Genomic DNA, 15,368 nt, shown 5'->3' with positions numbered 1-15,368 from the left:
ACCTCATCTATTTTTTGAATCAAGATACCCTTGGAGTATCATGATTGCTGCCATCTTATCGATAACAGTCTTTCTTTTCTTACGACTAACATCTGCATCGATTAGCACGCGTTCCGCTGCCATCGTCGTCAATCGCTCGTCCCATAATGCAACAGGAAAGCCGAATGTTTGTTTCAAAAGCTCAGCATAATCTTGAGATGCTACTGCTCTTGGTCCGACTGTATTATTCATGTTCTTAGGGAATCCTACCACAAATCCGCTCACTTCGTATTCTTTCACGAGTTCCTGGATTCTTTCCATGCCAAACTGGCCAGCACCTTCATCGACCTTTACTGTTTCAATGCCTTGGGCAGTCCACCCAAGCGCATCACTGATCGCGATGCCAACCGTTTTGGATCCAACATCCAACCCCATTGTCCTCACTCTGTTTTCCCTCCGTTTTCACGAACGTAAAACTTCACAAGTTCTTCTAGGATCTCATCCCGTTCCAACTTTCGGATTAAGTTACGTGCATCGTCATGACGTGGTATATAAGCTGGATCGCCCGAAAGAAGATAACCTACAATCTGATTAATTGGACTGTAGCCCTTTTCGTCAAGTGCCTTGTGCACATGAAGCATAACCTGCTTCACTTCTTGCTCCATTGACTCTTCAGGAAAGTTAAATTTCATCGTCTTATCGTATGACTCCATAATCGACACCCCGCTTTCAGATCATCCGTTTTATGAATCGGATATAATTACATTTCTAATTATACCCGATTTGATTCACCAGTTAAACAGATTTGACATAATCATACACGGATTGAAGGGCATCATCAAGTTTAGACACATCTTTCGCACCTGCCATTGCCATATCCGGGCGACCGCCGCCTTTTCCATCGCACTGTGTAGCTACATGATTGACGATTTTCCCAGCATGATAGTTCCCTGATTTCAAATCTTCTGTCACGCCTGAAACCAGCATCACTTTACCGTCTGCCGCTGCACCTAGGACAATGACTCCTTTTGATAACTTCTGTTTCATTTCGTCCATCATCTGACGAAGTCCATTATTATCTTTCACATCAACACGTGCAGAGATCACTGTCACGTCATTGATTTGCTGAGAGGATGCCATAATGTCCGCCAATTGACTGTTTCCGAGTTTAGCAGATAGTGATTCATTTTCACGTTGAAGTTCTTTCATTTCAGCTAACACTGATGCGATCTTCGTCACAACGTCTTTTGGATTCGATTTTAAAAGGCTTGCAGCGTTAACGAGCACTTCCTCTTCATCTTTGAATGAACGGTAGGCTTGCTGCCCCGTAAGTGCTTCAATGCGTCGTGTGCCTGCGCCGATTCCACTTTCAGATACAAGTTTGAACAAACCGATGACAGACGTTGAAGCGACGTGACATCCACCGCAAAGTTCCAATGAGTAATTCCCAACTGAAACAACGCGAACCACTTTGCCATACTTTTCACCGAAGAGTGCCATTGCACCAAGTTTTTTGGCTTCGTCAATCGGTCTTTCTGCAATATCGACAGCGATGTCTTCCCAGATTTTTTGATTGACAATCTGCTCAATTTTCTCAAGTTCTTCTTTCGTCACTTGACCAAAATGCGAGAAGTCAAAACGCAAACGGTCAGGACCGACGTAGGAACCTGCCTGGTTAACGTGTTCTCCAAGTACTTCTTTCAATGCTTTGTGAAGAAGATGCGTTGCCGTGTGATTTCGAACCGTTAGTTTTCTAGCTGCTTGATTTACTTCTGCTTGAACGGTTGCACATTTATGCATTTCACCCGAACGAATGATTGCCGTATGCAAGTTTTGACCGTTTGGAGCTTTTTGTACATCTTTAATATCCGCAACAAATGTTGCGCTGCTAATTGTTCCTTTGTCCGCTACTTGTCCGCCACTTTCCGCGTAGAACGGAGTACGATCCAAGATGAATTGAATTTCATCACCTTCTGATGCAGTGTCAACTAATGTTCCTTCGAGTAAGAGCGCGACAACTGTTGCATCACATTGCAGTTGATTGTACCCAATGAATTCGCTTGAATCATGAATTTCACCAAGTACACCCGACTGAACATGCATTGAATCGACGTCTTGACGAGCTGCACGCGCACGCTTACGTTGGCTGTCCATTTCCGAATCGAACCCAGCCCGGTCAACCGTAACCCCTGCTTCTTCAGCAAATTCTTCTGTCAACTCGAATGGGAAGCCATATGTGTCATAGAGACGGAATGCGATAGCTCCTGGAACGATAGAAGTTCCCGATGATTTTGCAGTTTCGATCACGCCAGAAAGGATTGTCATTCCATCCGTTAATGTTTCATGGAAGCGTTCCTCTTCATTTTTAATAACTTTCATGATGAACTCTTTCTTGTCAGTCACTTCAGGATAGAAGTCTTGCATGATTTCTCCTACAACTGGTACAAGTTCAAACATAAACGGCTTGTTGATGCCCAGCTGTTTCGCAAAACGAACAGCTCTGCGTAGCAATCTTCTAAGCACATAACCGCGACCTTCATTGGACGGAAGTGCTCCATCACCGATTGCAAAAGCCACTGTACGGATATGGTCTGCAATCACTTTAAATGCAGTATCTTTTTGTTCATCTGTACCGTATCTCTCTTCGGTAAAGTTTTCAATAGCATTCATGATAGGCATGAATAGATCTGTATCAAAGTTTGTCGGAACGTTTTGGATAACTGATGCCATCCGTTCGAGTCCCATTCCTGTATCAATGTTCTTTTTCGGAAGTGGGGTGTATGTATTATCCGGATTATGGTTAAATTCCGAGAATACAAGGTTCCAAATTTCTAGATAACGTTCATTTTCTCCGCCTGGATATAATTCAGGATCAGAGAAATCGTCGCCGTATGCCGGTCCGCGATCGTAGAAGATTTCTGAGTTCGGACCACTCGGGCCTTCCCCGATGTCCCAGAAGTTTCCTTCAAGACGGATGATACGATCTTCTGCAATCCCTACTTTGTCACGCCAGATTCCATATGCCTCTTCGTCTTCAGGATGGATTGTGATGGATAGCAGCTCAGGGTCAAAACCGATCCATTTTTCATCCGTTAAAAATTCCCATGCCTGAACAATTGCTCCTTCCTTGAAATAATCACCTATTGAGAAGTTCCCAAGCATTTCAAAAAATGTATGATGGCGAGCTGTTTTCCCAACATTTTCAATATCGTTTGTACGGATTGACTTTTGTGCATTGACGATACGCGGATTAGTTGGAACAACACGACCATCGAAATACTTTTTCATTGTTGCAACGCCGCTGTTAATCCAAAGAAGTGATGCATCATCGATTGGTACAAGCGGTGCAGATGGTTCAACACTATGCCCCTGTTCCTTGAAGTAGTCCAAAAACATGTTACGTATTTGTGACGTTGTTAGTTTTTTCATGAATGAATCCTCCTTTTAAATTGAAAACATGTGGATATCGGGTGTGGGCCTCTTATTGCAACTTTCGAATCGTAATGTCAACTTGGAGGCTCTAATGGCAACTCCGAAATTCTAATCACAACTTTTGATTTCTAATGGCAACTTTCGAAACGTAACGGCAACTCCTGATTTCCAAGCGCGACGTCGGGATATAATTGCAAACCGCTGAAGGAATGCAGCCTAAGTGCGCGACGTCCTGTCGAAAAGGCTGCATACCCGCGTCCTGTGAGCACAAAAAAATCCCCGCCCCTAATGCAAGGGACGAAGATGTTAGTCTCGCGGTACCACCCTAATTACCGGAAGAATTAAATCCGGCATCTCTGGTTGCCTTAACGCGGCGGACGGCAGGGATGAGCTGCACTCGGGAGTAGCTTTTCAACATTTTCGCTCGAGAACCCTTTCAGCCAAGGGGCTCCTTTCTGGACGAGTAAACTTGTCTACTTTCTCCGTCAACGTATTACATATGAATAACATTTCTAACTGGATTATAGAAAAGTTCCGCCTTGTTGTCAATCTGAAACTTCAAGAAATTCATAAGGCGTTACCCCTTTCATGCCAATCAGCGGATCGATTGATAGGAAAGTTTCCATCGTAAGTGAGAAAATGACAGGTTGGGAATCCTCTGAACTCACATGCGCCTCATTAGAAACCTTTGCACGCTCAGGATCAGGAGACTCCATAGCTACCAGTTCAACGACATCGCCGTTTAACCGTTCTTTTAATGTCGTCTGCCTCTCCAATTCGTCAGTTCGTGCTATACCTGCCCTGAACTCTTCAGGCTCACCACAGAGGATAAGGAAGTTTTTTGCACGAGTGATGCCGGTATACAGTAAATTACGACGCAACATTTTACGATGACCGCGGACGATTGGCATAATGACGATTGGGAATTCGCTGCCCTGGGATTTATGGATTGAACAGCAATAAGCAAGTGTCAGCTGGTTAAGATCATTGCGTTCATAGGTAACTTCAATTCCATCGTACGAAACAACTAGTAGTTCTTTTTTATCAATTGTTTCTTTCGCTTTGATAATCGCAATGACTTCACCCATATCTCCGTTAAAAACATTACTCTCGGGTTGGTTGACAAGCTGAAGCACTTTATCACCAATTCGGTAAATCGCTTCGCCAAAAACCACTTCTTTGCGTTTTGGTCCTGGTGGATTGACCATTTCCTGAATCATTTTGTTTAAACCATCAATACCCGCCGGTCCTCTATACATCGGCGCAAGAACTTGGATGTCTTTAATGCGGTGACCTTTGGTAATGGCATTTTTCACGACTTGTTCGACGACTTCGAGAATTCGATCGCTACCCGCTTTGATAAATGAACGATCCGATGTTTTCTTCGTTATGTCATCTGTCCATTCTGACCGTTTAATCATATGAGCCATTTCAATAATCGACGAACCTTCACTTTGCCGAAATACTTCAGTCAACTCAATGATAGGAACTTTCCCAGAGTCTAGCATATCCCGAAGTACTTGACCGGGTCCTACAGGCGGCAGCTGGTCTTGGTCACCAACGAATAACAGTTGTACATCATTGGCAAGTGCCTTTAATAACTGATGGGCAAGCCATGTATCGACCATCGACATTTCATCAATGATAATGAGACGCCCTTCAACTTCCCGCTCAGTCTCTTCATCCTTTTCCTGCCCGTTGAATCCAAGCAAACGGTGAATTGTCATCGCAGGTAATCCAGTCGATTCCGACATACGCTTAGCTGCACGCCCAGTAGGCGCCGCTAATACAATCGGAAATGGTTCTTTCTTTTTGGCATACTCTTTCGGGTCGAGCGACAATCCGTGAAGTTCTGCATACACTTCGACAAAACCACGAATAACAGTCGTTTTCCCGGTTCCAGGACCGCCCGTTAATATCATTAATGGCGAATGAAGGGCTGTTTCAATCGCTGCAACTTGTGTTTCTGCATAATTAACACCTAGCCGCTCTTCAACTTCCCCGACCGCTTTTCTTATTTCAGACACAGGAAATTGATCCGCTGTGTCATTTTCCATAATGCGCTCAAGCTTCGCAGCGATACCGATTTCTGAAAAGTAGAGGGAAGGTATGTATAATCTACGTTCTTCAGCAGATAGCTTGCCTTCCTCGACAAGCACAATAATTGCCTGGGAAATATCTGCAAATGGAATATCAATGCGCTGACTCATTTCGAGCAGGCGTTTGACATCTGGCAAAATGGCTTCCGCTTCAACGTATACATGCCCCGCTGATTGCACTGCTTGGTTCATTGAATGAAGAATGGCTGCCTTGATTCTTGAAGGGTGGTTTCCTGTAATGCCTAGGTTTTTGCCGAGTTCGTCCGCACGCTGAAAACCTACCCCTTCAATTTCTTCAATAAGTCGATATGGATTTTCCGACAGCAATGAAACCGATTCTTCACGATACTTCTGATAAATGCGCATAGCGATTTGCGGTCCGAATCCCCATTCATTCAATTGGATAATTGTCCGCTCAAGCCCCATATTCTGCTCCAAAACGGAAATCAATGTCTCTTTTTTATCATCCGCTAGTTTCGGAATAGTACCAAGAACAGACGGATCGTCAAGTATTTTTTTAATAGCATCCTTGCCTAGCTTTTTAACAATTGTTTGAGCTGTCTTCATCCCGATGCCCGGAAACAAATCACCTGACAGATAATGGACCAGTCCCGTTTCTGTTGCCGGCATCTCTTTCGCAAAGGTATGCACATCAAACTGCGCACCGTATGTCGGATGATTAACTAGTTTACCTGTAAATTTATAGTCATCTTCTGGATTCAGTTGTGGAAAACTGCCTTTAACGATGATTTCTTTATCTTCATTCCCACTATTCGTTTCACGAACTTTTAATTTCGCGATTGTAAAAAGGCTGTCGGGGTTATGGAAGATTGTCACGACTGGTCGTCCAATCAAAAAAACTTCATCCGTATTTCCCGCCATGTTGTTCCCTTCCATCACCGCCACCCCTTCTTATTTACCTTCTTCGCCCAGCTTGATCATGTCATATATATAGCGTGCTTGAACGTGTTCTGGATCGATTGTGAATGCTTTTTCAAGATGATTAAGCGCATCTTGTTTCTCTTCTGTTGACACTGCATATAAGAAACCGAGGTTATAATGAGCATCGGCACTTGCTTCGTCCTGTTCGATGATAAAACGGAATTCATTTCCGGCTTCTTTAAATAGCTCCAAATTGGCAAGAACAATCCCATAAGATAACCGAATTTCAAGATCCTCCGGCGCCAGTTCTGTCGCTCGCTGTAAATAAGGCAACGCTAATTTCTCATTACTTGAACGTTCGAGACTTTTCCCGAGCATGAAATAAGCGTCCGCCTCTTCAACACCTTTGCGGACCGCCTTTTCATATAATTTTGCTGCTTCTTCAAAACGATCTTTATTGTAATAAAGATTGGCAAGACCATAAAACGCTGTGCCAGCTTCAGCATCAAGTGTAATCGCTTTTTGGAAAAATGGTTCTGCTCTTTCAGCATCTCCAAGTGAAGCGAAAACATTCCCTAAATTGATATAACCGACTGCATTTTCGGGGTCCTTTTCGACCCCTTGCATAAATGATTCGACTGCTTTTTCATATTCGCCATTTTGTAGTGCGGCGATTCCAATTTCATTGTATTCCATAGTTAACTTCCCCTTATCCAACATAATCAAGTTGTTTACCATTTTTGATAACTGTATCGATTGTTCCCCCGCCGAGACATTCGTCTCCATCATAGAAAACGACGGCCTGTCCAGGTGTAATTGCACGCACTGGTTGTGCAAAGTGGACGATTGCACTTCCGTCTTCAGTTAGTTCAACTGTGACGTTTGTATCCGGTTGACGGTAGCGGAATTTCGCTGTACAACTGAATGTTTTCGGCAGTTCACGTACAGTCGAAAAACTGACGTCAATTGCTGTCAAACTATCGGAATAAAGTGCATCGTTATCAAAGTTTTGACCAACGAGAAGGATATTTTTCTTCAAGTCTTTGCCAATAACGAACCATGGTTCTCCAGCTCCGCCAATACCAAGACCGTGACGTTGACCAATCGTATAGTACATAAGCCCATCATGACGGCCTACAGTTTCGCCTTCCATCGTCGTCATATCTCCTGGTTGAGCAGGAAGATATTGACCAAGGAATTCCTTGAAATTTCGCTCTCCAATGAAACAAATGCCCGTAGAATCCTTTTTCGCCGCTGTCGAAAGCCCAGCTTCAACCGCTTTTTCGCGCACAGCGCTTTTTTCCATATTGCCAATTGGGAACATCACTTTTTGTAGTTGATCTTGTGTCAATTGATTCAAGAAATACGTTTGATCTTTATTTGCATCTTTCCCGCGCAACATTGATACGCCGCCTTCTACTTCTACGACTTGTGCATAATGACCCGTTGCTAAATAGTCTGCACCTAGACTCATTGCATGCTCAAGAAACGCTTTGAACTTGATTTCTTTATTACACATGACATCGGGGTTCGGTGTACGACCCGCTTTATATTCTTCAAGGAAATACGTAAATACTTTATCCCAATATTGTTTTTCGAAATTGACCGCGTAATAGGGTATTCCGATATCATTACAAACACTGATAACATCTTCATAGTCTTCCGTTGCAGTACAGACACCGAATTCGTCTGTGTCGTCCCAGTTTTTCATGAAAATACCGATAACTTCATAGCCTTGCTCTTTCAGCAATAGTGCTGCAACAGACGAATCTACGCCGCCCGACATACCGACAACAACGCGTGTTTCTGCTGGTGATTTAGTTGTTTTCATTCTATTTTTCATCCTTTATATTTTCATTTCACAGACCGTTTGACGATTTCAGCCGTTAGTTGCGCTGCTTCCTTAATCGTTTCCTCAGTAAGACCGAGACCAAAACTAAATCGGACCGAATTTCGTAATTTGGAAGACCCTTTACCAAACATAGCAGTCAAGACATGCGACGGATCAAGTGAACCCGCAGTGCATGCAGATCCGCTAGACACGGCAATACCCGCCATATCGAGATTCACTAGGAGTGATTCAATATCTGTCCCAGGGAAGCTGACATTCATTATATGCGGCAGTTTTTCCGCACTTTTTACATTCATTTCGTAAGTGACATCTTGTTGGTTAAATACGTCAGTCATAATGGTTGCGTAGTTAGAATAATTCACAGTATTTTGTTCCATCGCCTGTTGTGCAATTAATACTGCTTCAGAAAAAGCAACAATCGCTGGAATATTTTCGGTTCCTGCGCGTCGTTTGCGTTCCTGTTCCCCCCCGAAAAGAACTGGTATTGTATCAAGTCCTTTACGCTGATAAAGGAAACCGATTCCTTTTGGACCGTTCAATTTATGAGCTGAAACTGATAACAAATCAACGCCGAGTTCATCCACATGAAGTGGAACGATTCCATAAGCTTGAACAGCATCCGTATGGAAAACGGCTTGGTGTTCCTTCAGCAATGCCCCAATTTCACGAATCGGCTGAATGGTACCCACTTCATTATTGCCATACATAATCGAGATAAGAACCGTTTTGTCTGTCAGTGCTTTTTGCACTTGTTCCACAGTTATTTGTCCATTGTCATCGACTTCTAAGTAAGTTACTTCGAAACCTAGCAGTTCTAGTTGTTTACATGGATTTAATACAGCGTGATGCTCAATATTCGTCGTGATAATATGGTTCCCCTTGACCTTCATCGCCATAACAGTCCCAAAAACCGCGGTGTTGTCCGCTTCCGTACCGCCCGAAGTGAAAATGATTTCCGACGGTTCTGCGTGGATTGACTGTGCTAGCGTTTTCCGTGCGTCATCTAGCCATTTTCGTGCTTCTCTTCCAAAACTATGGATACTGGAAGGGTTACCGAAAACAGATTCAAGTGTTTCTATATAAGTAGCGCTTACTGCCGGATGAACCGGTGTCGTCGCCGCATGGTCAAGATAAATTTTAGTCATAATAAGACTCCTTTAAATGTAAAACATATAACTATCGCGCTCATCTTTTTCACCCGACTTCATCAAGTCTTCAATCGTTGTTGTATCGAGGACACTGCGTACCGCCTCGCCAATCCGTTTCCAAAGTTCTTGTTGCGGAATATCAGATCCCTCTAGTCCCTCTACAACTTGGATGGGTCCTTCAAGAATTCGGATAACATCTCCCGCAGTAATTTCCGTCGGCGGCTTAGCCAGCATATATCCGCCATAAGCGCCGCGAACACTTTTCACAATTCCACTGTTACGAAGTGGGGGAATAAGTTGCTCCAGATATGCTTCAGACAACTTCTGTTCTTCCGCAATTTTCCGTAGCGGTACTGGACCTTCCCCGAATTTAGAGCCAAGTTCAACAACTATTGTTAATCCATATCTACCTTTTGTAGAAATCTTCATATCTATCCCGTCCTTTTACGATTGCTTCAAAATATTATAGCATAACTGACCCTCAAGCTTCCTTAAAATGATTTACGGTTGTCTAACGTGTATAATAGAGGAACGGATGTACTAGGTAAGGAGTGAATAAGTTGCAAAATGAGCCATTGGCGTTTCGCATGCGCCCAAGAACTATAGATGAAATTGCTGGACAAAAGGATATTATTGGTGAAAAGACGGCACTTTACCGGATGATAAAAAACGGTCATGTTCCATCTATGTTGTTGTACGGGGAACCCGGAATCGGTAAAACGTCACTCGCCCATGCAATTGCAGGTACTAGCAATCTGCCTTTCATCGCCATGAATGCAACAGTTTCAGGGAAGAAAGATGTCGAAGACGTTGTAGCAGAATCACGCATTACAGGGAAAGTTCTACTATTCTTAGATGAAATTCATCGTTTCAATAAATTACAGCAAGATACATTACTCCCACACGTCGAAAGTGGAGCAATCGTCTTAATAGGAGCAACAACTGAAAATCCATACCACGACGTCAATCCCGCCATACGTTCCAGATGTGGTGAAATCCGACAATTATCCAGATTAGAGCCAATAGACCTAATGGAAGTGCTTCAAAAGGCGATGGCAGATGAAGAACGCGGGCTTGGAAAAATGCCGATTACCATAACTGATGAGCAGCTTACATTGATTGCGGAAGGTGTTAACGGTGATGCACGAAAAGCGTTAACTGTTCTTGAATCTGCCGTTTCCGCAAGCGATGAAGTCGATGAAAAAATAATCATCGAAGACTGGCTACTTGAAAATCTGCTTGGACGTATCGGGTTATTTGGGGATAAAAAAGGTTCACACTTTTATAATTTATTGTCAGCACTTCAAAAATCAGTCCGTGGTAGTGACGTTAATGCCGCTATTTATTATCTTGCAAATCTTCTCGAGACTGGCGATTTAGTAGCCGTCAATAGACGCTTGCTTGTGATGGCCTACGAAGATGTCGGATTAGCTTCACCAGAGGTTGGACCACACGTATTAGCGGCGACAGACGCAGCGGTGAAGCTCGGCATGCCGGAAGCGCGTATCCCACTCGCAAACGCTGTTATCGAAATGTGCCTGGCCTCTAAGTCGAATTCAGCTTATAAAGCATTCGATGCGGCTGTAAAAGCGATTAACGAGGGCAAAACCGGAGATATTCCATTGCATTTACGGGACGCACATTATGCCGGTGCGGCGAAGCTCGGTCACGTCGGCTACAAATACCCGCATGACACACCACTCGGTTCCTTCGGAGGCTGGACTAACCAGCAGTATTTACCCGATAAATTAAAAAACACGGAGTTTTACAAGCCGGTTATAGCAGGAGAAGAAAAAAAGATGGCTGCAATTTATGATAGGTTGAAAGAATTTCGGAAAAAGAAGTGACTGGAATATCTAAAACCCCACCCTAAATGAATTTCCCAAGCGATATAAGACCCATATAAACCCCCAAATAGGCAGTCTATTCTCTACAATCTAATAGAGAATAGACTGCCTATTTTTCTTGAATATGATTTCCATAATACAGTCTTCATGCTCATTTCTGTATTCTTCTTACACAGAAGGGAAACAGTCAAAAGTGTAATTTTTCACTTATTCCCATCTAAATTGCCAGTTACAAAAAATGCGCCTCTACTTTTTTGTAGAAACGCACCCAGTTATATAGTCTGTACTTAACGAATGGGATGTTCTTCCAACTATGCTTCTTCTTTTGGTGATGGCCTCACGCTTGTCGCTCCTTCGCTAGATTTGTTCGTTATCTGGGAGAGGTATACCACCTAGTTTACCCAAAATGAGTAGTGCCGCATTTTTAGTTGAGGAATTGTTATTTTTTTAAGCTGTCTAACAAAACATAACCAAATACAATCCCAGCTGTTGACGTGAATGTAGTATCTCCTAATAGCAGAAACTCTTTTGCGAATAACAAATTCAACCCGAAATAAATAGACAGAATAGGTATCATTGCTATATAAAGAGACGGAATTCCAATTGCAACAACCTTAATCCAATCAAACGACCATTGCTTTTTTTCTTTTATCTCTATAATTAATTTAGGGAATCGTAAAAAAAATCCAATAAAAACAGGAAAAATAGTTATAAAAATTAAAAAAGGCATTAAATTAAATGTTGTTGCCGACTCTTCTCTTAATCGCACTTTATAATCCATTCCTAGATAAAAAATAAATCCCATAACTACTACGGAAACGAAATAAAATAAAAATCTTTTAATTTAAGACTCCCCCCTTCAACTTTCCTCTTATTAAAACGGTCCATTTTGCTGGTCATTCCGCGCCACTTCTCGTAGAGAACCGGCTACCGCTGAGTTTTGATTCACTGACTTTTCCTGTTCTTTAAAATCATATTTTCGCCCAGTCAAAAAATCCACAAGATATCCACCTACAAGCAAAGTTACAATGGAACCCCAGAAAACCCACATCACCCAATGCATTACATTCCCTCCCCTTTTCACAATCCAAATACCTAATAAGAGAAGTGTGAATTAATTATTTCAACCTTATAAACTGGAATTTGACATCCTACTTCGCTGCTCGGTCACGATATACAATCAGCGTAATTACATTTAATAGGATGGTAACGATGAGAAGAACTGCCGCAACGAACGCCACAGCACCCGTTGTGTCCATAAGAGCAGACCAATCCTCAATCTTTACCAAGTGATAGTTATAAAAAATCTGGAAACATAGCGAAATAGCACAAGCACTGATGCTCATAATAGTAAGAGGGACCCAATTCTTTTGGTTCTGCTTTTCATATCGCATCAGATTAACAACAGGAAGTATCCAAGCAATTAGCCCAAGCACTAAGCTGCCAAGATTAAGCAAAACAATCATATCTAATCCCCCCTTTATATTTTTCGTTTCTTCATTCTTGTTCAACAGTCCTGCCCCTAAACCAAACAAGAGTCGTTAGTTTTGATAGCAAGTCTCATACTGATCTTTCATTATCCAGCTTTGACATACTAACCCACTTTCGTGATAAATTTCTTTGCCGATTTCCAACTCAATACTTCTATTTGAATTTGGATACTTAATTTCTTCATTTATAATATATAAAGTGTTTTCATCCTTCCACTCCATAGAAAAATAACTTTTTGCATCACTATAATAAACTGTCTCAATTTTATCATCCACTTCATTATAAGTGATTTCTATCCATAGATTGACACCTCCAGCGGCACCACCATATGTCATGTAGTAAGCATTAGCTGTATTTTTTTCTGTCGGAGAATTGACAGGTCCCTTGTACAATCGATCTACACATTACTTAAATTAGAAATCTCTCTACTACTAGTACGTTCATTGTGACTGAATAGTTTCAATAAATAAAAATCATCTTTCATTTAACGTTACAAAAATTTGATATTAATTACTCTAAGACCGATAATTAAGTCCATTTACTCTATACTGTTAGTACCAAAAGATTAATCGCTATCTAACTCTAGCTATAAATTTTAAGCGGAAAATTACGAAAAAAGAGAGATAACAGTATGTTTAAAAACAAAAACACTGAAATCTTATATGACCGTTTTTGATTCTTGGAATAGCTTAATTAACTATCTACAAAAAAGTATTCACCTTATTACTTTTTCTGGTTAAAAACTACATTTTGGATAATATACAATTAATTGAAAGAGTAATAACAATCTTCAACTACAATATCTTTACAGTGGAGGGTTAACATGATTCCAGAAGTGATGATCGTCGGGGTGTATCATTTAGGAGACACATCGGATTTAATCAATGTTGAACGCAAAAACGATATTGATTTAGAGCTAGAAGCAAAGGAAGTTGTTGACGCACTAAGTCGGTTTAATCCGACAAAGTTAGCTGTCGAAGCTGATCGGGAAGTACAATCGAAGTTAAATGAAAGTTATCGAAAGTATCTATTGAATGATCCGACCCCAATGAAAAATGAAATAGAAACGATTGGTTTCCCTTTAGCGAAGGAATCGGGCATAAGCGAAGTTTCTTGTATCGATTGGAGGGGGGACGATAATGAAATAGCAACAATAGGCGATATTTTTCAGTATGCAAAAGAGTATGAACCCGAACGCTATAAGAAAATAATGACAACGTACATGGAACCCATGCAACGTGAGGCAGAAGAATGGTCCAAACTCCCGATTTTAGAAGGCTATAAACGTGTGAATGAAGCAGAAACTGTTAAAAAGATGCACCAATTTTACATGGAATTTGCGATGATTGGAAAAGAGAAAGATTATTACGCAATGGATTGGTTAACTTGGTGGTACAAACGAAATTTAATACTCTATACAAATGTGAGAAGGTTGATATCAACTCCACAGGATCGAGTTTTGCTATTAATCGGCGGCGGCCACGTTCATCTTATTAAACAGTTTTTGGAGGAATCCGGAGTATGTACGGTGGTTGATGCGAATAAATACTTAAATTAAATAGGTGGAGTGTTCTTTCAGTGGGTAACATTAAATTAGATTATGAGTAAGAATATAATAAGTACCCCTTTTTCTGGGGCGCTTATTATATGCTTTACTTGGTTTTATTTAGGATTTGATAATCAAATGAAATACGTTTTTCCACAGAACCTACCCCAATCTGTACTTATCTTCATGTTCCTAAAATCCAGGAAATATTAATTACATTCGAACATATTTTATCAACAAAGAAATTAGGAATAAACTTAGTAAAGAAGAGTCTATAATTCTAACGACCAATATCCCATAACTGGTTATCGAAACAGGGTCAATAAGACACCACAACGATACAAATAATACTGTTAAAATGAATAAAGAAAACCAAAAAATAATTTTTTTCTTAGGATAAACAGTAATATGCTTATGTTTTCTCTGGGTCAATGCTCTATAATACATGTAAACTAAAATCATTGTTATTCCAAATAATGTACTCCCATGTTGTAAAAATTTATACAAAGGTATAGCAAAACCATAGATGTTATAGCTGTGAGTGAATAAAGCCGGAAATTTTAACACCATATATCCGTTTATATGAGTGAAAGAATCCCATACAACGTGAGTTAACATACCGAACAGTGCAGAATAACAAAATACAACTACCTTTAATATAATAGTCGAATCTACTCTTTTCACATAAGTATCTTGTAGAATAGTTGGTAAATGATTGAATAGAATTTGGTGTACAAATATATGGTAAATTACATAAACGATTGTCACCAAGGGTAAATTAAACAAAACGAGCCCAGTAAAAGTATGTCCAATGTCCCCCATTGGTTGGCCTCTCAAAAAGCATTCAAAATCAGGAGCCATACTACCGAATACCATTGCAGAAAAGTTAATATATTTACTTTTTCTTGAGAACGGAAGTATGGCTGCTGGGTGAGCAAAAGTTAGTGGCATGCTATTACACTCCTAGTTGTTTTGTTAAATTTTATTCCAGTTAAATATTGATAGTCTTAATCTATCATAAGAAACTTCGAAATAAACAGTGGAGTAATCCCTCATGATTGAAATCCCAGTTATCAACCATATTAATATGTA

General features: G+C 41.0%; 15 protein-coding genes. 2 read left to right on the top strand and 13 right to left on the bottom strand.

Translation table 11 applies throughout. From position 1 onward, the window contains the following. Window positions 1-3: 3 nt before the first annotated feature. The 8 genes from ruvX to cymR all read right to left on the bottom strand — a co-directional run bounded on the left by ruvX (window position 4) and on the right by cymR (window position 9,821). The gene (gene ruvX, locus ACGLYD_RS05975) at window positions 4-423 is read right to left on the bottom strand and encodes a Holliday junction resolvase RuvX (RefSeq protein ID WP_067208266.1); all 420 of its coding nucleotides are present in this window, start codon (window positions 421-423) and stop codon (window positions 4-6) included. Beyond that, complete coding sequence (locus ACGLYD_RS05970) at window positions 420-692, bottom strand: IreB family regulatory phosphoprotein (RefSeq protein WP_067208264.1); 273 nt, start codon at window positions 690-692, stop codon at window positions 420-422. Before ACGLYD_RS05970 ends, ruvX begins: the two co-directional genes overlap by 4 nt. 82 nt (window positions 693-774) lie before the next feature. Next, a complete protein-coding gene (alaS, locus tag ACGLYD_RS05965) occupies window positions 775-3,408 on the bottom strand; it encodes an alanine--tRNA ligase (RefSeq protein ID WP_399631887.1) in 2,634 nt (877 codons plus the stop codon). A 548-nt stretch (window positions 3,409-3,956) separates the two neighbouring features. After that, window positions 3,957-6,407 (bottom strand): ATP-dependent RecD-like DNA helicase, encoded by a 2,451-nt coding sequence (locus ACGLYD_RS05960; protein WP_338652726.1) that lies wholly within the window; start codon window positions 6,405-6,407, stop codon window positions 3,957-3,959. 15 nt (window positions 6,408-6,422) lie between these two features. Further along, the gene (locus ACGLYD_RS05955) at window positions 6,423-7,088 is read right to left on the bottom strand and encodes a lipopolysaccharide assembly protein LapB (RefSeq protein ID WP_067208256.1); all 666 of its coding nucleotides are present in this window, start codon (window positions 7,086-7,088) and stop codon (window positions 6,423-6,425) included. A gap of 13 nt (window positions 7,089-7,101) precedes the next feature. After that, window positions 7,102-8,223, bottom strand: coding sequence for a tRNA 2-thiouridine(34) synthase MnmA (gene mnmA / locus ACGLYD_RS05950; protein ID WP_338652729.1), 1,122 nt, complete (start codon window positions 8,221-8,223; stop codon window positions 7,102-7,104). Window positions 8,224-8,246: 23 nt separating this feature from the next. Further along, window positions 8,247-9,389, bottom strand: coding sequence for a cysteine desulfurase family protein (locus ACGLYD_RS05945; RefSeq protein ID WP_340741934.1), 1,143 nt, complete (start codon window positions 9,387-9,389; stop codon window positions 8,247-8,249). 12 nt (window positions 9,390-9,401) lie between these two features. Next, window positions 9,402-9,821, bottom strand: a complete 420-nt coding sequence (gene cymR, locus ACGLYD_RS05940; protein ID WP_067208248.1) for a cysteine metabolism transcriptional regulator CymR — start codon at window positions 9,819-9,821, stop codon at window positions 9,402-9,404. A 131-nt stretch (window positions 9,822-9,952) separates the two neighbouring features. Between cymR and ACGLYD_RS05935 the strand changes: the two genes are divergently transcribed. Beyond that, entirely contained in the window at window positions 9,953-11,239 is a 1,287-nt protein-coding gene (locus ACGLYD_RS05935) for a replication-associated recombination protein A (protein WP_067208245.1), read from the top strand. A 439-nt stretch (window positions 11,240-11,678) separates the two neighbouring features. Here the strand turns inward: ACGLYD_RS05935 and ACGLYD_RS05930 are convergent, their stop codons facing one another. The 4 genes from ACGLYD_RS05930 to ACGLYD_RS05915 form a co-directional block, all read right to left on the bottom strand. Beyond that, entirely contained in the window at window positions 11,679-12,008 is a 330-nt protein-coding gene (locus ACGLYD_RS05930) for a hypothetical protein (RefSeq protein WP_399631882.1), read from the bottom strand. Between the two features lie 105 nt (window positions 12,009-12,113). Next, window positions 12,114-12,302, bottom strand: a complete 189-nt coding sequence (locus ACGLYD_RS05925; protein WP_340741932.1) for a hypothetical protein — start codon at window positions 12,300-12,302, stop codon at window positions 12,114-12,116. Between the two features lie 88 nt (window positions 12,303-12,390). Then, the gene (locus tag ACGLYD_RS05920) at window positions 12,391-12,705 is read right to left on the bottom strand and encodes a hypothetical protein (protein ID WP_067208236.1); all 315 of its coding nucleotides are present in this window, start codon (window positions 12,703-12,705) and stop codon (window positions 12,391-12,393) included. A 75-nt stretch (window positions 12,706-12,780) separates the two neighbouring features. Continuing rightward, on the bottom strand, window positions 12,781-13,122 hold the full coding sequence (locus ACGLYD_RS05915; RefSeq protein ID WP_399631879.1) for a DUF5412 family protein: 342 nt from the start codon (window positions 13,120-13,122) through the stop codon (window positions 12,781-12,783). Between the two features lie 431 nt (window positions 13,123-13,553). On the opposite strand from ACGLYD_RS05915, the gene ACGLYD_RS05910 reads away from it, so the two are divergent. Next, window positions 13,554-14,288 (top strand): DUF5694 domain-containing protein, encoded by a 735-nt coding sequence (locus tag ACGLYD_RS05910; protein ID WP_187047483.1) that lies wholly within the window; start codon window positions 13,554-13,556, stop codon window positions 14,286-14,288. A 201-nt stretch (window positions 14,289-14,489) separates the two neighbouring features. On the opposite strand, the gene ACGLYD_RS05905 is transcribed toward ACGLYD_RS05910, so the two are convergent. Beyond that, window positions 14,490-15,227 carry a DUF4184 family protein gene (locus ACGLYD_RS05905; protein WP_399631877.1) on the bottom strand — a complete coding sequence of 246 codons (738 nt, stop codon included), beginning with the start codon at window positions 15,225-15,227 and terminating at the stop codon, window positions 14,490-14,492. Window positions 15,228-15,368: the final 141 nt, after the last annotated feature.

Source organism: Sporosarcina sp. SG10008 (genome assembly GCF_044569405.1).
GTDB classification, from domain to species: domain Bacteria; phylum Bacillota; class Bacilli; order Bacillales_A; family Planococcaceae; genus Sporosarcina; species Sporosarcina psychrophila.
This window is presented reverse-complemented; position numbering and strand designations above follow the sequence as displayed.

Coding starts and splice junctions, on each gene's coding strand:
- ACGLYD_RS05970 (WP_067208264.1), bottom strand. CDS start 692: ATGGAGTCATACGATAAGACGATGAAATTTAACTTTCCTGAAGAGTCA.
- alaS (WP_399631887.1), bottom strand. CDS start 3,408: ATGAAAAAACTAACAACGTCACAAATACGTAACATGTTTTTGGACTAC.
- ACGLYD_RS05960 (WP_338652726.1), bottom strand. CDS start 6,407: ATGGAAGGGAACAACATGGCGGGAAATACGGATGAAGTTTTTTTGATT.
- ACGLYD_RS05955 (WP_067208256.1), bottom strand. CDS start 7,088: ATGGAATACAATGAAATTGGAATCGCCGCACTACAAAATGGCGAATAT.
- mnmA (WP_338652729.1), bottom strand. CDS start 8,223: ATGAAAACAACTAAATCACCAGCAGAAACACGCGTTGTTGTCGGTATG.
- ACGLYD_RS05945 (WP_340741934.1), bottom strand. CDS start 9,389: ATGACTAAAATTTATCTTGACCATGCGGCGACGACACCGGTTCATCCG.
- cymR (WP_067208248.1), bottom strand. CDS start 9,821: ATGAAGATTTCTACAAAAGGTAGATATGGATTAACAATAGTTGTTGAA.
- ACGLYD_RS05925 (WP_340741932.1), bottom strand. CDS start 12,302: ATGCATTGGGTGATGTGGGTTTTCTGGGGTTCCATTGTAACTTTGCTT.
- ACGLYD_RS05920 (WP_067208236.1), bottom strand. CDS start 12,705: ATGATTGTTTTGCTTAATCTTGGCAGCTTAGTGCTTGGGCTAATTGCT.
- ACGLYD_RS05910 (WP_187047483.1), top strand. CDS start 13,554: ATGATTCCAGAAGTGATGATCGTCGGGGTGTATCATTTAGGAGACACA.
- ACGLYD_RS05905 (WP_399631877.1), bottom strand. CDS start 15,227: ATGCCACTAACTTTTGCTCACCCAGCAGCCATACTTCCGTTCTCAAGA.